Raw genomic sequence first — 23,894 nt, 5'->3', positions numbered from 1 at the left:
TTAGGAAGAATGTCTCCAGAAGATTTGTTGTCATCTAATTTTTGGGTTGCCAAGATGAAAACCTACTTCAAGGTCATGGACACGAACCAAAATGGTTTTTTGTCGCGCTCTGAATATGAAGAGATTGCGGAGCGGTTGGTACAAAATCAAAACGATCGGTCGAAAGACGAAGAAATTCGTGCAGTGTTTCGCTCCCTGTTTGATAACTTTGTTGCTGGAGGCAGTGAGGTCGATGCTGAAACCGAGATCGGTTACGAAAAGTTCCTAGCCAATGCTGCAAAGGCGGTCTCGTTGATGCAATCGTCGCGTGAAGCGGGTAGACGAAAGAACGAAGTGTTCTTTGATTTCGTCGATACAGATGGCTCTGGAAAGATATCCCGTGAAGAATACCGAAAGTATCTAGCAATATACTCTGGGGGAGAGGATACCGACCGTGCCGATCAAGCTTTCGACAGCATTGATGTTGATGGCAATGGTTTCATCTCCCGCGTCGAGTTCATTGAAGGTCATATGAACTACTGGTATGAACCCACTAGCGATCCGAGCTATTCTCCGCTTCCCTATGGGCCATTGGTAGATTCATAATATTAACCCGAGTTTGAGAATCGGCTGCGTGGTAGGTATGGACTTTAGCCGCGATCAATCGGGGTGAGCGATCGCCGTCATCCTTTCTTGTCAAAAATTTTTAATGCTTGCCGTTAGTATATATAGTCCCGCGTCCCTTTCGCATCTGGTAGTTCACCATGTAATATCATGTCCGGTTGAACAGTGATAAATAAATAACTGGGGAGGAGTCAGGAGTCAGGAGTCAGGAGTCAGAATAAAAGAAGGAAGAAGAAGAAAGTTTTTTTATAACTAATTATCCGGACATAATATAAATATCGAAAAACTCTCTGTTACTCTAAATCTCTAAAAATGTTGAAGTATTCAACTTGTTTGCCTGTATATTACTTAAGATTTAAAACTGTGCCAGTTCCCACTTAAACATTACGCATTCTCCAACGCCATAAATCTTATTTTTTAACAAACACAATCGTTATCGCAGCAAGAAAAGTCCTCTAAGAACAAACCTTGTCGGCGATTCGCTTCCAATGGAGTTGTGTCGATCATAGGCACAAACAAATCCGTATAAAACGCGCTCTCAGGGAATTATACAGAAATTTTCCGCATAACATCTCTATGCAGGGTGTTATGCGGATGAAATGTTAAGAAAATCTGTATTGTGGGGATTAGATAGAAAAAATCTGTATAGTTCATAGTTGCGCGTATAAAGACCTAAAGAAAGGTGATCCATTTCTGCTTCTCCAGCAGAATTTGTTATTTTTCTGTAAAATTATATGACGCTTCTTGAAGCCCTTTGAAATTTTTGAGAAAATCGGAAGCAGAGCTTGTCTCTATACTTTCCTTTCGCAATTATGATTCAGGCAATTTCAGATGATGTGTTTGCCCTGAATATAAATATTATTCGGGCTAACTCAGATGTTTTTGCAAGGTGTTGTAGACTATAGCAGTTACTCCTTATTATAGAGCAAGATATAGGGTTTAATCCAATGACTGATTGCTTAACAGCGCAAAGCACTGTATCCGAAAGTTTTTAGCTATGATCAGCAATTCTGAGGAACATCATGATTAAGTGGTTAGCGAATCAGAAAATCGGAAAAAAATTGGCGATCGTGGGAGTGACAGTCATTGCGCTCATTCTCATGAATATTGTTGGGATGATAGAAATTGCCAAAACTGGGTACTTTCAATTCTTAGAGCGGGAGCATATTGAATTTGTCCTGTTGATGCAGCTTAAACTCGATCAATTACAAGAAACACTGCATCATCCGGATAAGTCTGTAGACACATCGCTGGTTACAGCCAACTCCACAGAACGCCTAGAAATGGGCTGACAACCCCTCTTGGACAACACATTGGAATTGCCCATAGCCTGTCTTGATGCCGTCAATGGCATTGAACGATCTGCCTTCACGCTGCTAGGTTTTGGCGAGGTATTTTATCTGTGCGAAAAAGATATTGTCGATCTCCATAAAGCTGACGAGAGTATCCATAACTATTTGGATCGGCGTATCTCCTCTGCGTCCTTTGTTGATGCATTCCAAGCTTCTCTTAGCACTCTTCAAGACAATTCCCGCCGATTCTCTATCCTAGTTCCGGAGGCTCGGAATACGGTGAAAAGTATTATTCTGAGTGTCACCATGCTCCTGTCTTTTTTCGTTTTAGGTCTGTTTTGGCTGATCTCGAATATGTTGAGAACCCCGATCGTGCTGATGACCAAACGGATTAAAGATATTGCTCAAGGTGAGGGCGATTTAACCCGACGGCTGAGGATCACCTCCCATGATGAAATTGGAGAGGTCGCCCATTGGTTCAACCTCTTTATCGAAAAGCTCCAGGGGGTGATGATCGATGTCAAGAGTGTGACAGATAATGTGGCAGAGGGGAGTTATGCCATGAGTGCTAGAGCGGCGGAGATGTCAGAAGGGGCAAGCTCACAGGCAGTTGCTGCCGAGAAAGTATCCTCCTCCATGAAGGAGATGACAGATACTATTCGTAAAAATACTGAAAATGCCCTGCAAACCGAACAGTTGGCGATTCAGGTCGCTGCCGATGCCAGGGAAACGGAGCAGGCAGTTGCTGAGGCTGTGCTTGCCATGCAGGAAATCGCTCAAAAAATTTCGATGATTGAGGATATTGCTCACTAAACCCGTATGCTCTCATTAAATGCTTCCATTGAGGCGGTACGCACTCAGGTCAGTGGCAAAGATTTGCTGTGGTAGCATCAGAGGTGCGAGCGTTGGCTGAAGGAAGCCAAACAGCGACTACAGAGATTACTGATCTAGTGAACGCTTCTGTGATGGTTGCCGAAAAAGCGGGGGCAATGCTGCGGGGACTGCTGCCGGATATTCAAAAAACTGCCGAGTTAGTCCAGGAAATTAGTACAGTGAGCAAAGAACAAAACAGCGGTACTGAGCAAATTAACCGAGCGATTCAGCAGTTAGACCGTGTTACCCAGCAGAATGCGACGACCTCCGAAGAGTTAGCCGCCATAGCTAAAGACCTTTCTGCCCAATCCAAACAACTCCAGCAGACCATTGCGTTTTTTAACACTGAGGGAATTGCTTGGGGAAGAGGGAATAGGGAATAGAGTGCGATAGCCCCTAACCTCTAATGCTCTCGGCGTTGAGGTTCTCTAAATATAGATTTTTGTAAAAATGTCAGAGAGGAATTTGCACTCTTATTACCAAACACAGTGTTATCGGATGGGGTCATTATCCTTGAAAGAATTCGCCAGCATATTCAATATCTTCAGATTGTCTTGTCCGATGAGCAGGTTATTTCAGTAACGGTGAGCATTGGTGCGGTGGAGAGTGAAACGAGCGATCAGAAAATGGAAGAGCTGTTACATAATGCAGACCAACGACTCTATCACGCGAAAGCAAATGGGCGTAATCAAGTCATCTTTCAAGACGCAGACATAAAATAAAAGTGCGATCACCGTTCTTGTAGGGTGCGTTTCCCACTTCAACTCCTACTATCCCACCGATAAATTTTGGCAACGCAGCATTCTTAATAAAACGCGATCTCAGGGAATTAGACAGAACATTTCCGTATAACATCGCTATGCAGGGTGTTATGCGGATGAAATCTTAATAAAATCCGTATTAGGGGTGATTAGATGGAAAAAATCCGTATAATTCATAGTTAGGCTTCGCTAGAGTAATAATGATTTTTACTAGGATATTTTCCGCGAATTCTTACTATTCTTGACATAAGGAGTTATGACACAGAAAATCTATCACACACTTTTTGATCAGGTCGCCTCACTCCCCTTTCGTAAAATCATTTGGATCGTGCCTGTGGCATTTACTTTCCACGAGATAGAAGAGTGGAACATAATGCCCTGGTGGTTGGAGCATTTCTCGAATGGGACTGTGATTTCAGATTTGGCATTGCGCACTTGGTTGGTTTTTATCACTTTGATCGGATTTCTGTGGACTGGAATTGCGTGTCTTCTGCCTACTGTTCGTGCCACTGGACTCATGGTTTTCCCGTTTTTCCTGATGATTCCGTTTTCGAACTCTTTGCAGCACGTATATTGGCAATTCACCTTTGAAGGCTATGCACCGGGCTTTCTTTCCTGTGCAATACTTAATATCCCATCAGTTTTACTGGTTTCCTGGCATGCTGCTCGCAACCGACTTATCAGTCCAATCTTGTTGGGAACATTTTTCGTCCTGGCAATACTATATCTGGTGGCCACAATCCTTGGAGGCGAGAAAGAACCACTATTTTTTCATGAGATTCTAACCTTTAGTGCCTGGCTAGCAGATTACCTATTTAGAGTTACGTAATATTATTGACCCTTCCCGATTCAGTCATTTGCAGCGAATCGAGACCAGAGGTCGTACTTTAAGGATGCCTTTAGCAGTGTTTTCTCCCCCAAGCCTGCCTGCTGGCCTCATCCGAATAACAGCCCCGCATCCCGCAGGCAGCCTGCGGTCCCGATTTCGTTAACAAGCCCGTACAACTTATAGTTCAACAAACACAATCGTCATTACAGCAAGAAAGGTCATCTAAGAACAAACCTTGTCGGCGATAGGCTTCCAATGGAGTAGGATCGATTCCCAGGCGTTGAGCGATCGCATTTCCTACCACAGCAAATCGCTGCCGAAATTTATAAATGAAACAAAAAATTATATTGCCGTGACGCACTGAAGGGCCGACGACAAATAATCCTGGAGTTAGGGTAGACTCATCTTCTTGAGTCAGAGCTGCATAACCATTTGACCAGTCAAATAGAGGTGCGATTTGTTCTAAACTGCTATTAAACCCCGTACAGAGAATTGGCGGTGTAGAACTAAACCACTCTTCGTACTCGCTCTCCACCACATATCCTTTTTTTTCTGCTTTGACTGCTTCAATGTGCTGGTCTCCAATTAGTTCAATCCGACCCATAGAATAAGCTACTTCTAAACGTTTCAGGGTATAAGGAGACAGAGAAACACTAGGATCTGAGTCTAAGTTTAACCAGCTACTCTGGCGATCAATTAATTTTACTTTTTTCCCTAATGCTGCCAAAAATGACGCTGCATCTACACCGCTTTCATAGCCTCCGATAACTACAAATTCGTCCCCCTCAAGCTCTCTCCAAGAATTTATTTGGGAATTATGAATACATAATTCTGCCCCTGGAAAAGGATTAAGATTGGGATATTGATACTCTCCTGCTGCCCAAATCACAAACTGCGATTGCAACTCGCCTTTAGAAGTTTCCAAGACAAAGCCTTTCCCTTGAGGTAAAGCTCCAATAGTGTTCACATTTGTCTCGGTTTTTATAGGTAGTTGAAAATACTCTGCTATAGTCTCCAAATATATGGCATATTCTTCCCCCGAAAGATGTTCCTTTCTAAAACTGAGGGCAGGAGAAGTATTTAAAACTATTGCATTGAGATCCAGCAATCCAAAACCATGACTGGGAAACGACGGCGTAATGAATTTCATTTCTTCTGGCCAACGGCTAAAAGAAGCCCCGACTTGATGTCGTTCTAAAATGACAAAGTTTTCAATTCCTAAATCTTTTAAGACTACGGCGCAGCCAATTCCAGCAGCCCCAGCCCCCACAATTACAACTTCAAAACGATCATTAGTTTTTTTCACAAGCAGACATTCTCCAATAGATACTTTATAATAATGATAATCATTCTCTAAAAAAAAGCCAGTTTTCTAACACAAAATATTGGTGAGGCAGTAGTAAGCCATGATTTACGAAAAAATAAAAGTTTCAAGGGGATGAAAAAGCGGTCGTTTTATGAAGAGTATAGGTTGCATTTCCGGGCAAACTTCCCACATTACCTACCCTACAAAAAAACTTTTTTAGCAAACCCTAATTAGTATTATCTACAGTTGATAGCATGGTGAAAAATTTAACCTTTTATTCCACTAAATAACCTAGCCATTTTCAATAGTTTACAGTTCTAAATTTAACTTCATTAGTACCAGGATTATAAAGAGTATAGGTAGCATTTCCGGGCAAACTTCCCACATTACCTACCCCTATAACCTGACGGAGTGTTGTCAAAGTTTGAGTAGATGATGTTGTTTCAATAGCACCCACTTCAGCTCCCAACTTTGTCACCCCACTATTCACCGAACCATTTTCCAACTGATATTGAAAAGCTAAACCAGAGCGACCACAAAATAAATTATTAACGCCAAAACGCATTAATCTATCTAACATTTGTATGGGTGGAGTATCGGGAGTCAATTTATCGCTTACCCCCAAAGTGCTACCGTGAATTAATAAACAGTCAAGCTCAGAAAAACCAAAAGGTAAATTTCTCAACCATTCTACTGTTTCTCTATCCACATTATCCCATAATATTTTCACAGCATCCATACCATATTCTGCTATTAATTCTGTCGGTTCATTTGTGGTAGTTAATCCATGTAAAATTAAAGATTGTTCTTCCCACCATCCCGTACAGACTTGAGGTATAAGTTCGTTTTTTTGGGGATAACGTACTCGCTCTACTAATTTTTTGCAATCTGTATTTAGCCCGACTAAATCTCCTAAAATATATAAAGCTTCTACAGGATATTTCTGTTTTTTAATATCAGCAAGTACCGCTTCATAAGCTGTGATGTTTCCTTCTATTCCGCTTAATATTGCCCAATAATTCATATAATTTTTTGCTTTTTTTTAGATTAGATAAAGTGAGATTAAATTGATAATGGATATAGCAATCAGGAATGAGATGTGAGAAAAAGCTGTAGGGGTTTGGTCTCCAAACCCAAGTGCTAAGGGATTTGGAAACCAAACCCCTACGATAAAATCGTACAACCTATTTAAGATTGCTATAATTATTAATTATTAGTTATTAATTATTACTTATCTCTCACAAATATGAGTAGGGTCATCAGCTTTTTCAGCAAACTCTAAACCTCTTGCCAAACGCCAAGCAAAAATTTCTGGCAACCCCTTATTAACTATAGCTTCACAAGTAAGTTGATAATCATAGGGAATCTCTCGAATATTTACTTCTCCTGTTTCATTGTCATAAATAACATAAGTAGCATTCGGTCTGCCATGACGAGGTTCTCCTACAGAACCAACATTAACAATTTTTTTCAGAGGAGCAATACAACTGTTTGACTCTAAATTTTCCCTCCCCAAACTACTAACTTTAACTAATAATTGACCAGCATCAAGAGTCCGAACATAAGGTACATGAGTATGACCGCAAAACAATACATCAGCACCACTACTTAAGACTCTTTCAACTGCTAAAAATCCATCTAAATCTGGCAATAAATATTCATGGTTACTATGAGGACTACCATGAACAAAACACATATTTTCTTCTTTCAAAGTATGAGGTAAAGATGCTAAATATTCTCGCGTTTCTGGATTAATTTCTCGATCAGTCCATTCGTGGGCTAACTTGCCACGTTTCTCTGCTAATATAGAAGGATAACTACATTCACAAGAATTTAATCCCTCCACAATATCTTCATCCCAACAACCTAAAACTGTGGGAATATCTAAACTGCGAATTTGCTCGACAACGGCGTTAGGATGGGGACCATAACCGACTAAATCTCCCACACAGAAAATTTTCTCTGCTTTCTGTTTTTCTATATCCATTAATACAGAATTTAAAGCTTCGTAGTTGCCATGAATGCAAGACATAACTGCGATTTTCATACTAATTTTTCCTCTTTCATTAATTGATAATTGATAATACCGTTTCACGGAATTCAAAAGTCAAAATTCAAAATTCAAAAGTAATATTTTATAGCTCAAAACTTTGATTATTCAGTAATTTAAGCAAATCATTCGACATCCAAAGTTTGGAACTATTTGTAACATTCTTTTTTCAAATTGGTATAATGGATAATTACCTCTGGTTAAAACCGTTATAGCATTTCCCAATCTAGTGAGGTACAGTTCTTTCGATCCCCCCTAACCCCCCTTGAGAAGGGGGAAAGTGGAAGTCCCCCTTTATAAGGGGGATTTAGGGGGATCGTTCGATGTACCTCACGCCTACTGAAAACTGCTATATTGATTGAATAGAAGGTAATATTATTTCTTTTTTTCCCTTTAAAAGGGGAGGCTTTAAACCAGAATTATTCAATTATTAATTATCCATTATCCATTATCCATTATCCATTGTTTCTAATGTTTCTTTTACTTGTTGTTGATAAGCTAAAATTGCTTCATCGGGTAAACAACAATCTTGTAAAGTTTCTACCAAAGCTTTTTGATTTAAGTTATTACCAAAAACTTCAATTCCACTAAAGCGTTCTGGTCTACCTTTTAACCATCTTGGTAAATTTAATTCTTGATATTCAGTCTCTTTTCCTAATACAAAATTAAAGGAAAAAGCACGTCCGTCAGCAATATCAAAAATTGCTTTAGCACGCATGATTTGACCATAAGCTCCAGCGGTTAATTCATCATACCAAAAAACATCTAAACTTGCCGGATCGATGATTTGACCGTTGGTGGGCGATCGCCAAAATTGACAGTTATTAATATTACTCTCAATAGCAAGTCCTTCTAAAGTTTGGTTCGCCCACTGATGCCATTCGCTATTTTCTGTTCCCGGTGGGATAATAGCAATACGACTGCTAGGAATGTTATCAAGCAGTGATGACATTGCATCTAGCTCTAAATAAAATCCTAATTCGATGAAAGCAACTGTACCATTAGCAAGATATTCTAAGAGTTCTGACTGTTGAGCATCAGTAATAATTTTTAGATTGGGAAAATCCGTAGCAAGGCAAGTGTGGTCAATGGGAACATTCCCAGTACCAGGGCTGAAATAAACAGCAGGACTATCTTTGGGGATTTGTTCCCGAATAAAATTTGTTTTGCCGACTCCTGGTGGACCCGCTACTACAGTAATTATAGGTTTTGACATTTTTCTTCCATAATACCATTTAAAAAAAAGAATCTTACGAATAGTAAGGGCGATAAAAAGATTTTATCACAGATGTCTTTTTGACAAAAAAGATGATTTATGACCTAACAAATGGTATTAAAGCCATTCCCATGCGACTCCGTACGGACGCCCTTATGCAACGTCCCTACCTCCTGACTCCTAAAAATTCCCCTAGATATTTGTAGCAAACATTGATCAAATTGGTATAGTTCAACTTTTCAATCCTGATAGAATACGGCGACTTGCCATCCTTGCCCCCGATAGGTTTCTGGCGACAGGTCCTACTTGCAAAGCAGCTAGCCCACCCATAATAAATAGTTTACAACCAGACCAGCACAAATATTCATCTAATACTGGCAACCCATTGACTATTTCCAGTGGGTGGGTATGCAAGACTTCTTTCAAGATAGGTTGTTGTGTGACATCAAGTTTTGTACCTGTTGCTAACCAGATACGATCGCCCTCCCACCTCATTCCATCATCACATTTTAGTTGCCAGCGATCGCTAACAAACTCAGCACTAACTACCTGACATTCCTCAAAAATAGATAACTCGTCTTGGTGTTGGTAACGGCGCAACTGAGTCATCACAGCTGGTGTCATGGAACCGCCATCTCGTGCTTGTTGAATTAACTGCCATCGTTTTTGCCAGTCAGTTTCAGCGCTAAAACCTTTTAAATATTTTGGTCCTAACCAACCGGGTTCCGCATCAAATAGTTTCTCTTTGAGCTTACGTCTTAGCATCAAGGCTACGTTTGCGCCTCGTTTTAAGGCTCCCAATGCTAAGTGACCGCTAGTTAAACCCCCACCGATAATTAGCACTTTTTCCCCTTTGAGTCGCAAACTTTGCAAGTCTACTTTGTGGGAGTGATAAAGGCTTTCGCTTGGATAGGGGGTGGAAATTTTTTTCGCCCATTCTGGAAGTTGCGGTTTTCCCCCACCATTAGCTACGACTACTTGACGAGCTATGGTTGAGTTGCCATCATCTAGTTCGACTCGAAACTGAGGGTTCCCTCGGTAAGTTATGGGAGCAATGTTTGTCACTGATGCTTTGTATACTTTGTCTTCTAACTGCCAGCGACTAACTACATCTTGGGAAAATTCTTGAAATAGTTTTGTTCCAGGTAGGTCGTAGGGAGGGAATAGTTCGTTTGGGCGATGTTCAGCAAACCGACGCAGGGAATAGGGATCTGGATCTGGGTGGTGAACGGCGGGCGATCGCAAGTGGGGTATTTCTTGGGCTGCAAACTGCTGTCGCCATTGACTCATCCAAGTCCCACTGGGGTCAAATGCTATTATTTTATGGCGATACTTTTCTCGTTTTTGCAACAGATGAGTTACTAAAGTTAGGGAATGGGGTCCCGCACCTACGATAGCAATATTGGTTTGTATTGGTAAGGGCATGGAATTAAAGAACAATAATTATAGGAATGATAATCATTATCGTTTTTATAATATATTATAGCTGTAACGGCTCGCAAACAAGATTTTGAACTTCACATTAACCACAAATAGGCTGCAAGCCTTTTGATATGTAGATTACAGGCTTTTAAATACATCTTGTCTCAAATGTATAGATAAATGTTCACAGCGAATACTCAGTACATAGAACCCATTTGGTATCTCCAGAAAATAGGTCATCAGGAGAAGCAATTGATAAAAAATGGGTAAGAATTGATTGGATGATTGGATGAGTGGGAGATATCTAATACGCCCCATCTCCCCCCACTCCCCATCTCCCCATCTCCCCATCCACTTTTAAATAGATCCCAAATGGGTTCTACAAGGGCACAGTATCGGTACTACTCTGCCCATAACATAATTGGGAATTGGTGAATTGAACTATAAAATTTTATAAGAAACGGGGTTTGTTGGAGACAGATGTCTGTATGGTAAGCCATCTAATACCAGTTTAATAAATTTTTGCTACAAATAGCTAGGGTACTTTTTAGGAGTCAGGAGGTAGGGACGTTGCATAAGGGCGTCCGTACGGAGTCGCATGGGAATGGCTTTAATATAGTTTTTTAGGTCATAAATCATATTTTTTGTCCAAGAGACATCTCCTATAAAGTCTTTTTATCGCTCTTACTATTCGTAACATTCTTTTTTCACGCTTGGTATAATACAAACCCGGTTTCTAGGCTTGGAAAAATCATAGCCAAAATCACCAACGCCCATAATTTTTCAATAATATAGCACTAGGTTAATTGGTTAGGACATTTCTAAATCCTGTTTTGCTTCGCAACATGTTTGCGTAGCATTCCGTAGGAAAACGCGGAGCGTTCCGCAGGAAAAACCCTTTGACAGTTTACTATTCCCTATTCCCTATTCCCTATTCCCGATTCAAGTAGCGCTATATCTATTTCCTTGGCCAATTATCCAGAAATGATGAACAATTTCAGCAACTTTCTCAAGAAAATTATCTATAATCCTTTAGGTAGAAATAGGTTAACCTATTTACGCCTAGCCCTATAAAAGAAAAAGATGACCATGAAACCATATTTATTTGGACTTTTAATCCTATCCACAGTACCCATAATAGCTAGTTGCACGAACCCTCAATCTCCGGAAACGAAACAGACACAGGCTGCGCCATGCGAAAATCCTGTCACAGAAAGCGATGTTTTAGCTGCACAGCAAAGCTGGGGCCAAGCCATTGTCGCCATTGGCAAGGCAGAAAACCCAGAAGCAGAAGCACAAAGCACTCTTGACAGGCTTTATGCTTATGATCTTGGTACGGTTTTGTTCAAACCTACACTGGCCAGCGATGATCCGTTCAGAGGGACAGAGAAAGAGGCTTTGTCTTATTTTGTCGGCGGCAGCATCAGCGAAGATAAAGGTTTTGCTCTTGCGCCCTATAACAAAGTGCGCTTTGAGAATGAAGGAATTATTACCCAGTGCAATACAGCCACCTCGATGGGTGAGTATTTTTTCACCAAAACAGACGGTAGCGAGATCAAGGTAGAATACTCTTTTGGTTATGTTCGCGATGAAAACGGCGATCTGAAAATCAATCTGCACCATTCATCTCTGCCGTATCAAGCGAAATAAGAGCTATCGGTGATAACTGTCGATGGATGGTTATCCCGCCCAGATTTACAGATAATGTAAGTAATATTTTATTTTATCATATAATTGCAAATACGTCAAATCAGTAGATGGATAACTTAGAAAAATTAGTTCGTCATCCTTAAATCCATAAGAGGCGATCGCTTGTCTAAACAACGAAATAATAAGCATTTCAGGCTATAAAATCTTTTTTAAACAGAAAAAGCCTTAGATTATACTATATTCATATTATCATGGAAAACGCGGAAAGTATTGAAATTCCGTTTAATATTTCAGGGAATTTTTGCCATTTTTTGTCAGAGATTGATGACAAAATTGAAAAATTTAAAACTAGAAGTTCAGATTGATAATTAAAACTTTTCACAGTGGCGATCGCTGAAATAATGAAAGTTGACCCAAAAAAATTCTGAAGTTCCATACATCTTGTAGGGGCGTTTTCCTACGGAACATTTCAAGAATTAAGAATGCGCGAATTAAGAATGCGCGAATTACCTCTCCTTGAAAAGAAGAGGATTGACGAACAGGAAAATTTTTATTTATTATCCCCTATCCAAGGGGAGGCTTTAAACCACAATATTTCGGTAAAACGTTTCGGCGCTTGAGCCGACATGAATGCGGAGCATTCCAATAGGAAAGTTGTGGGTAGCAAATGGCCATTCGCCCCTACAACTTCTGACTAATAGCTAGACTGAATCTAACTTTTTAGATGGCAGATGGTATTATTTACAGACTGAGACGTTTTTTGTCTGTTTACGATAAAATCGCTCAATAATAATATCTGCCCGTTCATCTGAATGCATATTGCTTGGCTTGGAAAAAAATATCCTTTTTGTGGCAACGTCACTTACTCCAGAGAAATAACCAATGCTCTATTGGATAGAGGTTATCAGGTTAGCTTCCTTCACTTTGCAACTGAAGATACTGAACCTGACAAATGGCCAAAGTTTCAGGAAGTGTCTCTACCTTGTATATATAAATCTCAGGGTTACACCATACCTAGTCTTAAATCTAGTAAAGTCTTAAGTCAGGCTCTACAGAAACTTAAGCCTGATATTGTCCACGCATCTCTTACCCTATCTCCTCTAGATTTTTTATTACCTGAAATTTGTGAGGAGTTAAATATTCCTTTAGTAGCAACTTTTCATGCCCAGTTTGATAGTAAACCACGGAATATTAAATCTGGAACCCAATTTTTAGCCTATCAACTCTATGCTCCTTTTCTAGCAAATTATGACCGAGTAATTATTTTTTCAGAAATACAAAAAGATTTATTTATTAAATTGGGGGTCCCTGAAAAAAAAGTGGCAGTTATTCCTAATGGAGTAGATGCAGATAAGTATTCTCCTGGTGTCTCTAGTTTGAAGACTGAGTTAAATGCTAGCCGTGTGTTTCTATATTTGGGTCGTATTTCCACAGAGAAAAATGTTGAGTCTCTGCTCAAAGCTTGGAAACATTCGGATATGGGTAATGATAGTTGTTTAGCGATCGTTGGGGATGGGCCATTAGCTGCTTCTCTGGAAATGTTTTATGGCGATGTTCAGGGAGTTAGTTGGTTTGGGTATGTGAGTGATGAGCAACGACGGATAGAAATTTTGCGTGGTGCTGATGTATTTATTTTACCTTCTTTGGTGGAGGGTTTGTCTTTGGCTTTATTGGAGGCAATGTCTTGTGGTTTAGCTTGTGTAGCTACAGATGCGGGTGCTGATGGTGAGGTGTTGGAGAAAGGAGCTGGTATAATTTTAAATACTCATAATGTTACTACCCAATTACAAACTTTATTGCCTGTGTTTAGGGATCATCCTGAGTTAAGTATTCTTTTGGGGCAAAAAGCTCGGCAAAGGGTTTTGGAACGTTATACTCTGAGTCGAAATATTACTCAATTGGAAATGCTTTATGATGAGGTTTTACGAGAAAGGAATCTAAAGTTAAGTAGTTTGATTTAATGCCAATTGGGTAAAATTATGGGTAGTGGTCAATTGTCATTATTTCAGTTTATAAAATAGTGAATAAAGATACTGGCAAAACCAGTATCTTTATTCATTTTTGAATTTTTTTTCATCTGTGCTTGATTGGCACAGAATGTTTTTCAACAATTAATAATTAATTATTAACTATTAATTATTACCGAAGAAAAGAAGAGGATTGACTAATCATGAAAATTTTTATTTATTATCCCCTTAAAAGGGGAGGGTTTAAACCACAATTTTTCGGTAAAAGTTTTTATCCAAACTAATTACGAATTGTTTTACGAAGTTGGCTGACTCCAATTAATCCCAATACAACTAATAACCCTGCAGTAGGTGAAGTTTCAGGTACAGCATTAGGTGAAGTTTCAGGTACAGCATTAAAAGTAGGAGCAAACTCAGTTTCTCCTGTATTGTCTCCAAAAAGTGGAGCTGTTTGTAAACAATTTTCAGGACAAATTCCATCACCACCAATAGAAGTGGGTAGTGGGTTTCCAGCTATTGTGAGTAAACCTAAATTTTGACTATCTGGATCTCCAAATACCTCTGAGTTGAATTCTAGATTAAAATTAGTTGTATTACTAAAGAAATCAGTTCCAAAAAGTGCTGCTGTAATCTCTCCTCCTGTCACATTAAATTGATTCTGGAAGTTTGGAACTGTAGAAAAATCAAATCCAACTAAATCATCAAATACTGGATTTGTTGTAGATTTCAGGATAACTGATGTTGCTGCAACTCCATCTCCATTACTTTCTGATAATTCTAATGTTCCTGAAACTGTTCCATCTATTCCACCAACATTATTACTAAAGCTCCAGTTAAAAATTATGGCTTGTGCTGGAGCTAGATTAATCAAAAACAAACCAGCACCTAATACTGTTGAAGCTATTAGATCCTTTAACTTTATCATTGCTGTTTTCTCCTAATTGATCAACAACCGTATCATAACGTAAGGATAGATAGTTATATCTGAAGATTCGATGAAGATAGCTAGAGATTATCAGGACTTACGCACATACGCTACCTGTAGGGGCAATTCATCAATTGCTACTACAAAAAATACTATTTACAGATGGCTTGCATAAGTCCCGATTAGATTAAACAGGATTTACGCAACGGCACTAATGATAGTGTCTATCTCTTGAATAATGACCAATTTATACTCTATATATAGAGGTACTGCGTAAGTCCTGTTAAATATATAAAGATTTGGTAAAGGTCTAAGAAAAGTAGATAGTGGTGTATAATAAAAGCTTATAATAATTTATCTGATTTCAGTATTAGACATATCCGAAAAAAATATAGACTTTTTGTAAAAGTAGGGAACAAGGAACAGGGAAGAGATTTTTACCGAAAAAGCAAGGAAAATAATTTTTTGAGTAACTTTTACTTCTCTTACTGATACTAAATAAAGGGCAAGTTTATTTTTTGGATATGTCTATTAGTGTCTTTTGTCTTAGCATCATCAGGAATTTTAATGCCAACCGACTTTTAGTTATTGTCGCTTAACTTAAAAAAACGGCGTTGGTGAATCAAGCTATGAAATCTAAAGAGCGTAAAATATAAAATGCTTTTTAATTAGGAGTTAGGAAATCGCCATTTCAGAAAAATCATAGCCAAAATCACCAACGCCAAAAAATCTAATGAAAACTAGGGCGATGCATAATTAAATTCATAAACTCTTGACGAGTTTTCACGTCATCAGCAAAAACACCACGCATAGCGCTAGTAGTTGTCCAAGAACCTGGTTTTTCTACTCCACGCATAACCATACACATATGAGTTGCTTCAATAACTACAGCAACACCTAGAGGTTTAAGTAATCCTTGAAGTGCATCACCTATTTGTGCTGTGAGACGTTCTTGTACTTGTAAACGTCGGGCATACATTTCACAAATTCGAGCAATTTTTGATAGTCCAATTACTTTTCCATCAGGAATATATGCTACATGAGCGCGGCCAATAATAGGCAAAATATGATGCTCACAAGAGCTAAATAGATCGATATCTCGAACTAAAACCATTTCAGAGGCATCTTCATTAAAAACAGCTCCATTCAGTAATTCATCTAGAGATTGATGATAACCTGAAGTGAGATATTTTAGTGCTTTTACCACTCGTTTAGGAGTATCTAATAATCCTTCTCTATCTGGATTTTCTCCTAATCCTATTAATAAGGTTCTTACTGCTTGAATCATTTCAGCTTCTGTAACAGGAGGCTGAGATTCTGTTTTCAAGTCATCGGTAGAAACAAATTCTGGAATTACTGGTAAAGTCATAGTTAAAAGGCTTTAAGCTTAAGATTTTATCGGGCAATTTTAGGAGATATTTTACCACATAAAGTTCCTCTTTATTAAGAGGATTATTATCTGTAATTTCTCCGATAATCCCCAATATTAATTTATCACATAGTGAGACAATTTGTTAAGCCTTGTTGAATCATTAATGGATTCAAATTTCGGCCAATCAATACTAACTGATTTGTCGGAGTAGTTGACCATTCCTCTACTTGCATATCATAGCGTTTACCGCTCAATTGAAATATATGTTTTAATTCACTTTCTTGAAACCAAAGAATTCCTTTTGCTCTAAATATATTCTTTGGTAATTCCTCTAAAAAATTCTCTTGAAATTTGACTACAGAAAAAGGTCTTTTACTTTGGAATGAAATAGATGTAAAGCCATCATTTATTAGATGATTTTTAGAAATTTTTTGTAATTCATCCTGATTATTGCTGTCTTCTAGAAAATAAGGCTGAAGCTTAGATAGATTTACATCTAGAATTAAGTATAATTGGACCTTGCTGTACTCACTTCTCAAAATCTTAGCTCCATTATTTACAGTTTTAATATAAGACTCTAAATAATCTACTTGATCTTGGCAAACTAAATCTGTTTTATTTAGTAAAATAATATCCCCATAAGCAATCTGTTTCAAAGCTGCTTCACTATCAAAATGGTCTGGTGTAAAATTTTCACAATCCACTAAAGTTAATACAGAATCTAAGTAAGTTAAATCTTTCAAATCTGTACCCAAAAAAGTTAATATAATTGGCAAAGGATCTGCTAAACCAGTAGTTTCTATAATTAAATAATCAATTTTTTTATCACTTTCTAAAATTTGGTAAACTGCATCTACTAATCCATCATTTACAGTACAACAAATACAACCATTGCTAAGTTCTACCATATTGTCATTAAGATCTATTAATAACTGGCTATCTATATTAATATCCCCAAATTCATTAACTAATATTGCAACTTTTAAATTCTGCTTATTATACAAAATTTGATTGATCAGGGTTGTTTTACCACTGCCTAGAAATCCAGTTACTATTGTTACTGGCATCCCTCTTTTAGGAATATCTAATTGTAGTGAATTATCCATTATCGTTAAATTCATTGACGAAGAGAGCTACTCTTAAATCTTGTTGACTTTGAGGAATATGATTGATTGAGTAATATAAGGTTGCTTTGTCATTAACAAGAAAACAGTCATAATGATAGTTGATGTTCCTTGTTAAAGTTAGTTACTGACTGGCTGGAAAATTACTATTTATAGTTAACTCAAGGGATTCTGTAACCTGATTTACTTGATTAATGACCATTTTACTTCTTGGGATGGTTATCATAATTATTATCATAATCAAAATTATACATCTAGTCAATGGAACAAAAATCCTTGTAGGAAGATTTCTACTGTAGTATTTCTAATACAAATTCAAAAAATGGCTGTCATGGAAAAATCTATACCAAACAAGGATTTTTTGGTACTCATTTGTAACATTATTTTATTGAATTGGTATTATACCACGATTTTTCCATCAATGTTAGTGTTGTAGGACATTTGATACAAACCCAGTTTGTCTGCTTTTTTATGCCAATATTACTGGACTTGATATCATAGGGGAAAATTAGTATAGACGTTTTAAAAATTCCACTGTGTTTTCATTAATTAGTACCCAACCACTCTTTGATAATATAGTAACCTTTACCCACCAGGCTGTTTTATAGGAAGCACCGTAACATGGTTGACACCAACCGGCATAAATATTACCTTGGTATTCAAAGAACGTATCACCTTCCGCTCGGTTTTGTAATACATTAATTTGCTCTCCTTTTTCAAGAGTTAGGTAGATCTGCTTTCCTGATGAATAATAAGCATCCCTCGAAAGGTATTTGATATTTCCATAATTAGTTACTTTCAATTTTTGAGTTTCTTCGATAATGACAATATCTGATTCGATGGTTTGGTATAGAGTTTCAGTGAAATTAAGGATAGTTCCCTTTTTTACTTCCAGTCCTTGTACAGGCGGAGAGTCTAATTTTGGTTTCACTAATGGTTGGAGATTCATTTTTGATTTAAAACGTGGGATACCTTCTCCTGGCCATAAACCAGTCGAAAATAAAACATCTGATTCATTAGGAATTGAAACTGGTTCCGATAAAGCTAAACTAGAACATAAAAAAATCAAAAATATTAAAGATATTAAACGAATCATTTTTTTCCTTCCAATATTTCATAACTATTAATGATTGCTAATGGTTTTCCTTCATAGAAGAAAGTTAGTGTAGTTTTTGTGGGTTCGATTCTATAAATAATAGAGTCTGTAAACTTTGAGGTAATTCATCAATAGTAATTTCTACCATTTTCAGGTAAGTTATCCTATAGCTTTCTAGTGAAAGTTTTAGCACACCTCTTCCTGAGTAGCAATCGTTCCACTAAAATCAAGACCTATTCTCGACAAAAATAAAAATAAAAATACTTTGCTAAAGTAATATTTTAATAAGCAAAATCATCAAAAAAAATCGGTATGTGGGAAACCCGCCAGTTTAAACGGCGGGATGGAAGGGAATCGACGGGTTTTAACCCGTAGTCATGTTGACAATTCAAGTATACTTCGCTAATATATACATTATACAGCGAAAACTATTGTATGTACCTAACTCAAAAGAACAAAATTAGAAATTTGTCTAGCACCGAATTTAAAGCGTTAAAAACTTTGTGCAGATTATCTAAAAATATGTACAATGTCGGCTTGTATTCTGTGCGACAATTCTATTTTTCTGAGGGCGGATATCTAAGGTATGAATCCAACTATCATTACTGCAAAGAAAATGAAAATTATCAGCTACTTCAAACTGATATTGCACAACAGACTTTGAAAGTGGTAGACAGGTCTTTTAAGTCATTTTTTAACTTAATTCAGAAGGCCAAAGAAAGTCTCTATCGGTTTGAACAAATACGAATGCCTAGATATCTCAAAAAAGAGGGATACTTTCCTTTAATAATACCTCGAATCAAGGTAAAAGATGGATATTTCAATATTCCAATGTCTAGGAAATTTAAGGCTGAATATGGTGCAGTAAAAATCCCTTTTCCTGAGAGATTAGCAGATAAGAATCTTAAGGAAGTTAGAATAATCCCTAGATTTGATGCCCAGTTTTTTGAAGTAGAATTTATTACTGAGTCGGAGGCAGAGCCAGTAGTAAAAACAGATAATGCAGTAGCAATAGACTTAGGTTTAAACAATTTAGCTGCGTTGCATGCAACGCAGCTTGTGTATCAAACACTGGGTCATCGTTTATTTTAGACGGTAGAAAACTCAAATCAATTAACCAGTGGTACAACACGCGAAAATTCTAGATTGCAATCCATAAAAGATAAGCAGGGTATTAAAGGTTTGACAAAAAAACAAATTAGTATCACTGTAAATCGGAATAATAAAGTTAGAGATTACCTAAATAAGGCTGCTAGATACTTAATCAACTGGTGTCGTAAAAATCAAATATCCACTCTAGTTGTAGGTGTTAATCCTGGCATGAAACAAAATATCAATTTAGGCAAAAAAACTAACCAAAAGTTTGTACAAATACCGCACCACAGTTTGAGACTAAAGCTAAAATCTATGTGTGATAGATACGGGTTAACTTACACTGAACAGGAAGAATCCTATACTTCTAAAGCTAGCTTTATAGATGGTGATTTAATCCCTGTATATAATGCTGATAATCCAACCGAATATAGTTTCAGCGGTAAACGAGTTAAGCGATGCAGCGCCGCCAAAGGGGGTTTCCCCCATGAGCGACTGCATCAAGACAACGTGGTTTGTACAAGACTAGAGAAGGGAAATTTATAAATGCCGATACTAACGGTGCATCGAACATTGGAGTTAAAAGCAACCTTATGGGGGTTTACCCCGGACAGACGCTTAGGCATCTTTGGCCATGCCATTAAGGGTAAAATTTGACGTGAGGAAAGTCCGTCAAATTTATTCCGCTTAAGAATCCACGCGACTTTAGTCCGTGGAGTGTCAAAACACTTATTCTAGGAATCTGATTGGTGAATGCAAGCTAGCTAAATATTTACAAAAGTTTTTCTGTCTATTTCTATTAACTAGCTATTAGCTTTTCCTTAGGTCATGCGGAGCAAACAGCATTTAGCAGGAGCGCTAAAATCAGACGGTTTAAGTCCCCCACAAGAGCTTGAAAAATTAGTGGTGCGCTTTGCGTGGGGGTTATAAGACGCGGAGAGGATACTCAAGAGAAGCCCCCATTATACCATTTCTCAAAAAGTTTTCTACATTTGATTAAGCAGGGGAGTAGGGGAGTGGTAGGGACGTTGCATAAGGGCGTCCCTACAGAGAAGTAAAGATAAGAATAATTAACATTAACAAGTGCTAAAATTAGCAAAAATATTAAAATATCGGTGTTAACTACTTAATAACTGAAGTGTTAGCTAAGTATAGCATTACTTTTAGTAATTCGTATTATATCATGTCCGGATAAGAGCGTGATCAAAAAAACTTTCTTCTTTTTATACTTTCTTTCTCCTCTCTTCCCTCCTGACTCCTGACTCCTGACTCCTGACTCCTCCCTCATTTATTTATAACTATTCAACCGGACATGATATTATACACAGTGAAAAGCTAATAGCTGACTGCTGACCGCTGACTGCTACTTCAATGCCAACCATTTTCTGCTTGCTGCAATACATAAGCTGATACAGTTTCAATTTCTGCTGGAGTTAAACGGTCTTGATAAGACGACATATTATTTTTACCATTTTTAACTAGAGAAGCGATCGCCTCGACAGAATCTAATTTATTTTTTTTCAAAGTCCTTATTTTTAAGTTTTTCCACCTTCTAACAATATTGCCTCCATTAGCATGACAACCTGCACAATGAATCTGAAAAAGTTCTCCACCTTTTGTTGTTTCCACTCCTAATGCAGTGGGCATTTTCATAATATTGATTGATATAAATATCAATAAGCAAACTGTAATTATTTTTTTCATTTTTTCCTTTGTAAATTTAATGAGCAGATGTCAGTATCGTGAAATATCTAAGACTTTCTCAGGTTTCTAGAAAATGTTTTTTGAATCTGTAAAAATCTTGATTCATAGAAAGATAAAAAAGCTGGTTAATGGTAAGCATTCAGTTATTAGCTAGTCAGCTCTCAGGTATTATGGCAATAACTGCTAAGATTAGCAACTTAGCTTCTTATAATTACTTTTAATTTTTTATCAAAACTAATTCAAGTTATAGCTAACAATAAGTTAATCAAGCTATGACTAATAGCTGACTTTTGAATCCTTACGCAGTAATTAATTACTCTACAACATTAGCCAATCTGTTGTTTAGCTTGTTTAGCTAAAGATACAGGTGCTGATGGTGAGGTGTTGGAGAATAGTCTGTGAGAAAATATCAAGGGAACTTTTGAATAGGGGAGAGGTATAATGAATATCAAACCTCCATCCAAGAAGACTGCAAATTTACCCTAACACCCAACATCAATTTTTTTTAACTAAGAGAATTTTGCTGAAAAATAGGTAGACCTTCTGGAGATAAAACAATATTACCTTGACTATCTCGTTCTACATCAAGAAAGAGATAATTACCAGCATCATCTTTTTCTAAGACCAACTTTCCACCCTGCATTTTATAACTGGGAGGATGAAATTGAACCATACCTTTATGCTCAAATATTTCACCTTTATCATCCTTAAAAATTGGACTTACTACTAACTCTCCATTAGCATCAAATACCCAATCTTGAGTTTGTGGGTCTCGCAAGGGAGTAGGATAAATAGGTAGACCTTTTGATGTTTTAATTAATTCCCCGTTATTATCAGTAATTGGATAAATAAATACAGGTTTATCTTGATTATTATAAACCAGTTCATTAGTTTTGGGGTCTCTTAAAGGAATAGCACCTGGTAATGGTGGTTCGGGTACATCTAATTCTGGATGGGGTGGGTGTAAATTAGGTGAATTAGTATTAGGTGAAATTTCATAATGTTTGCTAAATTGAACTGCTGTAGGTGTAAAACCAGAACGTTTTAATAATGCTTGTATACCTTTTTGGTCGGCAGCAATTAATAAGTCAATATCACTTACTTCCATTTCTTGGGCTTTTTGAATTGCCGTATTTGCTAAGAGTTGAATATTTTCTGGTTGACGATGTTCTGGTTGAACGTACATTCCTAAAACTGAACCGATACGCCGAGGTAAAAAGGGATTTTCTAGTTCGTGTTCTTCTAAAAATTCTGCTGGTAAAGTCGGAGGTGGTGCTTCATCGTAGAAATAGATAAATATACAGCCAACTATTTGAGTTTTATTGTTTGTTTGAGTTTCTAAAATATAACAATATGATAGAGGTTTATTGAGTTGGTAACTGACATATTTTTCATAATCAAAATTGGGTTTAATTTTCATTGATGGGTCAATATTAGCCCGTTCGGTGGCAAATCCTGCCCATAAAGGTGCTATTGCTTGACTATCTTCTGGAGTTGCTAATCTGTGGGTATAATTCATGGTTATTTAGTTGATATTTTGTTAATAATTTGTTGAATCTTTAGCTATGAAAAAATAAGACCAAAAGTTTATTATTTGTAGGGGCGAATGGCATTCGCCCTCTATTTGGTAAATACCTGAAAATAATCAGAAATTTATGTTGAATCTTCCATTTCAAGAAAGCTTTTCAGAATCCCAATAATCTGACCTAAATTCCCTAAAAAATATTCATTTAGATCAATAGTAATAGTTTGACCTTCTAGCTCCATAAATTTCCAGAGACTACCCGTGGTAATAACTCCAGAATTTTTTTTAACTTCATTTCCTTTTTGCTGATTAAATAACTGAGCAGCAATCATTTCTGCCATACATTGACCCAAACCTGTTTCTATATTATCATTTTTTGCCTCCACTAAAGTAACAACCGGAGCTTCTATAATTAACTGTTCGGGTGATTTACTAATCATAAAGTCACAAAATCCATTTAAACCTCTCTGAGAATCGACAGTAAATTCCTTGCCAGAAAATAGACTTATTTGATTTGATAATTGTTTTTTTAGTTCAATTAGGATTGGCATAACTATCAGTTCAGACCGAGATTTTTCTGAATTAATTGACAGAGCTAATGGAATATTATAATCCAGAGTTTCCGATAAAAATTGGCTGTATTGTGATTCAGGAATTTTAGCAAATATGCCGTTTTTTTCTGAGAGTAAGATGCCAAATTCTGATTTTATTTGTTCGATTGTAAATTGGCTGTAAGACATCGATAAATTAGTAAAAAGTCTAGTTTAAAGGTAGTTGTTTTAGTAGCATTTTTGCTGGTGCGAAGCATGACGAGTGCTTTTCACAGGGGTGCGAATATGAGTACGTCGTCTAGGGTTGCTAGTCTTTGAATGTAGGTTTGGGCGATGGTTGTTGTGTTGGTCATGGTCTTTTTGTTGGTTTTGGGGTCGGGGGGCGATATAGCTACCGCATTTGCTGCGCCAACGCCTCTGACATAATTGGTATCGGTAGAGGGCGAATGCCAGAAAGCCCAGGTATATTGTTGGGTAAGCAATGGTTGTTGTGTTGGTCATGGTCTTTTTGTTGGTTTTGGGGTCGGGGGGCGATA

22 protein-coding genes and 2 pseudogenes are annotated in these 23,894 nt (G+C 37.4%); 12 read left to right on the top strand and 12 right to left on the bottom strand.

Annotated features, from left to right (window positions below):
- Positions 1-9 precede the first annotated feature (9 nt).
- The 7 genes and pseudogenes from ACP6PK_RS22490 to ACP6PK_RS22460 all read left to right on the top strand — a co-directional run bounded on the left by ACP6PK_RS22490 (position 10) and on the right by ACP6PK_RS22460 (position 4,358).
- The gene (locus tag ACP6PK_RS22490) at positions 10-585 is read left to right on the top strand and encodes an EF-hand domain-containing protein (RefSeq protein ID WP_426562835.1); all 576 of its coding nucleotides are present in this window, start codon (positions 10-12) and stop codon (positions 583-585) included.
- 294 nt (positions 586-879) lie between these two features.
- Positions 880-984 (top strand): annotated as a pseudogene (locus ACP6PK_RS22485) (IS1 family transposase); the annotation flags it as partial.
- A gap of 641 nt (positions 985-1,625) precedes the next feature.
- Positions 1,626-1,895 carry a hypothetical protein gene (locus tag ACP6PK_RS22480; protein ID WP_426562833.1) on the top strand — a complete coding sequence of 90 codons (270 nt, stop codon included), beginning with the start codon at positions 1,626-1,628 and terminating at the stop codon, positions 1,893-1,895.
- A gap of 21 nt (positions 1,896-1,916) precedes the next feature.
- Positions 1,917-2,708, top strand: coding sequence for a methyl-accepting chemotaxis protein (locus ACP6PK_RS22475; RefSeq protein WP_426562831.1), 792 nt, complete (start codon positions 1,917-1,919; stop codon positions 2,706-2,708).
- A 68-nt stretch (positions 2,709-2,776) separates the two neighbouring features.
- Positions 2,777-3,151 (top strand): methyl-accepting chemotaxis protein, encoded by a 375-nt coding sequence (locus ACP6PK_RS22470; RefSeq protein ID WP_426562829.1) that lies wholly within the window; start codon positions 2,777-2,779, stop codon positions 3,149-3,151.
- A gap of 51 nt (positions 3,152-3,202) precedes the next feature.
- Positions 3,203-3,490, top strand: a complete 288-nt coding sequence (locus ACP6PK_RS22465; RefSeq protein ID WP_426562859.1) for a GGDEF domain-containing protein — start codon at positions 3,203-3,205, stop codon at positions 3,488-3,490.
- 295 nt (positions 3,491-3,785) lie between these two features.
- Positions 3,786-4,358, top strand: a complete 573-nt coding sequence (locus ACP6PK_RS22460; protein ID WP_426562827.1) for an HXXEE domain-containing protein — start codon at positions 3,786-3,788, stop codon at positions 4,356-4,358.
- A 184-nt stretch (positions 4,359-4,542) separates the two neighbouring features.
- On the opposite strand, the gene ACP6PK_RS22455 is transcribed toward ACP6PK_RS22460, so the two are convergent.
- The 5 genes from ACP6PK_RS22455 to ACP6PK_RS22435 form a co-directional block, all read right to left on the bottom strand.
- The gene (locus ACP6PK_RS22455) at positions 4,543-5,664 is read right to left on the bottom strand and encodes an NAD(P)/FAD-dependent oxidoreductase (protein ID WP_426562825.1); all 1,122 of its coding nucleotides are present in this window, start codon (positions 5,662-5,664) and stop codon (positions 4,543-4,545) included.
- Positions 5,665-5,965: 301 nt separating this feature from the next.
- On the bottom strand, positions 5,966-6,688 hold the full coding sequence (locus ACP6PK_RS22450; protein WP_426562823.1) for a metallophosphoesterase family protein: 723 nt from the start codon (positions 6,686-6,688) through the stop codon (positions 5,966-5,968).
- Between the two features lie 207 nt (positions 6,689-6,895).
- Positions 6,896-7,711 carry a metallophosphoesterase family protein gene (locus ACP6PK_RS22445; protein WP_426562821.1) on the bottom strand — a complete coding sequence of 272 codons (816 nt, stop codon included), beginning with the start codon at positions 7,709-7,711 and terminating at the stop codon, positions 6,896-6,898.
- A 451-nt stretch (positions 7,712-8,162) separates the two neighbouring features.
- Positions 8,163-8,930: a GTP-binding protein gene (locus ACP6PK_RS22440; protein ID WP_426562819.1), complete on the bottom strand. Its 768-nt coding sequence runs from the start codon at positions 8,928-8,930 to the stop codon at positions 8,163-8,165.
- 231 nt (positions 8,931-9,161) lie between these two features.
- Entirely contained in the window at positions 9,162-10,355 is a 1,194-nt protein-coding gene (locus tag ACP6PK_RS22435; protein ID WP_426562817.1) for an FAD/NAD(P)-binding protein, read from the bottom strand.
- 1,080 nt (positions 10,356-11,435) lie between these two features.
- Between ACP6PK_RS22435 and ACP6PK_RS22430 the strand changes: the two genes are divergently transcribed.
- Both ACP6PK_RS22430 and ACP6PK_RS22425 read left to right on the top strand, forming a co-directional pair.
- Positions 11,436-12,002, top strand: a complete 567-nt coding sequence (locus ACP6PK_RS22430) for a hypothetical protein (RefSeq protein ID WP_426562815.1) — start codon at positions 11,436-11,438, stop codon at positions 12,000-12,002.
- 812 nt (positions 12,003-12,814) lie between these two features.
- Positions 12,815-13,963 (top strand): glycosyltransferase family 4 protein, encoded by a 1,149-nt coding sequence (locus tag ACP6PK_RS22425; RefSeq protein WP_426562813.1) that lies wholly within the window; start codon positions 12,815-12,817, stop codon positions 13,961-13,963.
- A 286-nt stretch (positions 13,964-14,249) separates the two neighbouring features.
- Here the strand turns inward: ACP6PK_RS22425 and ACP6PK_RS22420 are convergent, their stop codons facing one another.
- The 4 genes from ACP6PK_RS22420 to ACP6PK_RS22405 form a co-directional block, all read right to left on the bottom strand.
- Positions 14,250-14,894, bottom strand: a complete 645-nt coding sequence (locus ACP6PK_RS22420) for a hypothetical protein (protein ID WP_426562811.1) — start codon at positions 14,892-14,894, stop codon at positions 14,250-14,252.
- A gap of 730 nt (positions 14,895-15,624) precedes the next feature.
- Positions 15,625-16,263, bottom strand: coding sequence for a GTP cyclohydrolase I FolE (gene folE / locus ACP6PK_RS22415; protein ID WP_426562809.1), 639 nt, complete (start codon positions 16,261-16,263; stop codon positions 15,625-15,627).
- Between the two features lie 125 nt (positions 16,264-16,388).
- On the bottom strand, positions 16,389-17,372 hold the full coding sequence (locus tag ACP6PK_RS22410) for a CobW family GTP-binding protein (RefSeq protein ID WP_426562807.1): 984 nt from the start codon (positions 17,370-17,372) through the stop codon (positions 16,389-16,391).
- Positions 17,373-17,898: 526 nt separating this feature from the next.
- The gene (locus ACP6PK_RS22405; RefSeq protein WP_426562805.1) at positions 17,899-18,486 is read right to left on the bottom strand and encodes a hypothetical protein; all 588 of its coding nucleotides are present in this window, start codon (positions 18,484-18,486) and stop codon (positions 17,899-17,901) included.
- 522 nt (positions 18,487-19,008) lie between these two features.
- Here ACP6PK_RS22405 and ACP6PK_RS22400 point away from each other — a divergent pair.
- Positions 19,009-19,578: an RNA-guided endonuclease InsQ/TnpB family protein gene (locus ACP6PK_RS22400; RefSeq protein WP_426562803.1), complete on the top strand. Its 570-nt coding sequence runs from the start codon at positions 19,009-19,011 to the stop codon at positions 19,576-19,578.
- Between the two features lie 45 nt (positions 19,579-19,623).
- Positions 19,624-20,124, top strand: a pseudogene (locus tag ACP6PK_RS22395) (IS200/IS605 family accessory protein TnpB-related protein); the annotation flags it as partial.
- A gap of 822 nt (positions 20,125-20,946) precedes the next feature.
- Here the strand turns inward: ACP6PK_RS22395 and ACP6PK_RS22390 are convergent.
- The 3 genes from ACP6PK_RS22390 to ACP6PK_RS22380 all read right to left on the bottom strand — a co-directional run bounded on the left by ACP6PK_RS22390 (position 20,947) and on the right by ACP6PK_RS22380 (position 23,547).
- Positions 20,947-21,231 (bottom strand): c-type cytochrome, encoded by a 285-nt coding sequence (locus ACP6PK_RS22390; protein ID WP_426562801.1) that lies wholly within the window; start codon positions 21,229-21,231, stop codon positions 20,947-20,949.
- A 556-nt stretch (positions 21,232-21,787) separates the two neighbouring features.
- Positions 21,788-22,801, bottom strand: coding sequence for a hypothetical protein (locus ACP6PK_RS22385; RefSeq protein WP_426562799.1), 1,014 nt, complete (start codon positions 22,799-22,801; stop codon positions 21,788-21,790).
- 134 nt (positions 22,802-22,935) lie between these two features.
- On the bottom strand, positions 22,936-23,547 hold the full coding sequence (locus tag ACP6PK_RS22380) for a hypothetical protein (RefSeq protein ID WP_426562797.1): 612 nt from the start codon (positions 23,545-23,547) through the stop codon (positions 22,936-22,938).
- A 125-nt stretch (positions 23,548-23,672) separates the two neighbouring features.
- Between ACP6PK_RS22380 and ACP6PK_RS22375 the strand changes: the two genes are divergently transcribed.
- Positions 23,673-23,894, top strand: a 222-nt coding sequence (locus ACP6PK_RS22375) for a hypothetical protein (RefSeq protein WP_426562795.1), incomplete at its 3' end; no start/stop codon positions are given.

The organism is Dapis hubbardiae BLCC-M172, from assembly GCF_050016015.1.
Lineage (GTDB): Bacteria > Cyanobacteriota > Cyanobacteriia > Cyanobacteriales > Microcoleaceae > Trichodesmium.
Note: the sequence above shows the minus strand (reverse complement) of the source record. Positions and strands in the feature narration are given on the sequence as shown.

Coding starts and splice junctions, on each gene's coding strand:
- ACP6PK_RS22445 (WP_426562821.1), bottom strand. CDS start 7,711: ATGAAAATCGCAGTTATGTCTTGCATTCATGGCAACTACGAAGCTTTA.
- folE (WP_426562809.1), bottom strand. CDS start 16,263: ATGACTTTACCAGTAATTCCAGAATTTGTTTCTACCGATGACTTGAAA.
- ACP6PK_RS22480 (WP_426562833.1), top strand. CDS start 1,626: ATGATTAAGTGGTTAGCGAATCAGAAAATCGGAAAAAAATTGGCGATC.
- ACP6PK_RS22430 (WP_426562815.1), top strand. CDS start 11,436: ATGACCATGAAACCATATTTATTTGGACTTTTAATCCTATCCACAGTA.
- ACP6PK_RS22450 (WP_426562823.1), bottom strand. CDS start 6,688: ATGAATTATTGGGCAATATTAAGCGGAATAGAAGGAAACATCACAGCT.
- ACP6PK_RS22440 (WP_426562819.1), bottom strand. CDS start 8,930: ATGTCAAAACCTATAATTACTGTAGTAGCGGGTCCACCAGGAGTCGGC.
- ACP6PK_RS22435 (WP_426562817.1), bottom strand. CDS start 10,355: ATGCCCTTACCAATACAAACCAATATTGCTATCGTAGGTGCGGGACCC.
- ACP6PK_RS22390 (WP_426562801.1), bottom strand. CDS start 21,231: ATGAAAATGCCCACTGCATTAGGAGTGGAAACAACAAAAGGTGGAGAA.
- ACP6PK_RS22400 (WP_426562803.1), top strand. CDS start 19,009: ATGTACAATGTCGGCTTGTATTCTGTGCGACAATTCTATTTTTCTGAG.
- ACP6PK_RS22490 (WP_426562835.1), top strand. CDS start 10: ATGTCTCCAGAAGATTTGTTGTCATCTAATTTTTGGGTTGCCAAGATG.
- ACP6PK_RS22460 (WP_426562827.1), top strand. CDS start 3,786: ATGACACAGAAAATCTATCACACACTTTTTGATCAGGTCGCCTCACTC.
- ACP6PK_RS22380 (WP_426562797.1), bottom strand. CDS start 23,547: ATGTCTTACAGCCAATTTACAATCGAACAAATAAAATCAGAATTTGGC.
- ACP6PK_RS22420 (WP_426562811.1), bottom strand. CDS start 14,894: ATGATAAAGTTAAAGGATCTAATAGCTTCAACAGTATTAGGTGCTGGT.
- ACP6PK_RS22425 (WP_426562813.1), top strand. CDS start 12,815: ATGCATATTGCTTGGCTTGGAAAAAAATATCCTTTTTGTGGCAACGTC.
- ACP6PK_RS22405 (WP_426562805.1), bottom strand. CDS start 18,486: ATGATTCGTTTAATATCTTTAATATTTTTGATTTTTTTATGTTCTAGT.
- ACP6PK_RS22385 (WP_426562799.1), bottom strand. CDS start 22,801: ATGAATTATACCCACAGATTAGCAACTCCAGAAGATAGTCAAGCAATA.
- ACP6PK_RS22410 (WP_426562807.1), bottom strand. CDS start 17,372: ATGGATAATTCACTACAATTAGATATTCCTAAAAGAGGGATGCCAGTA.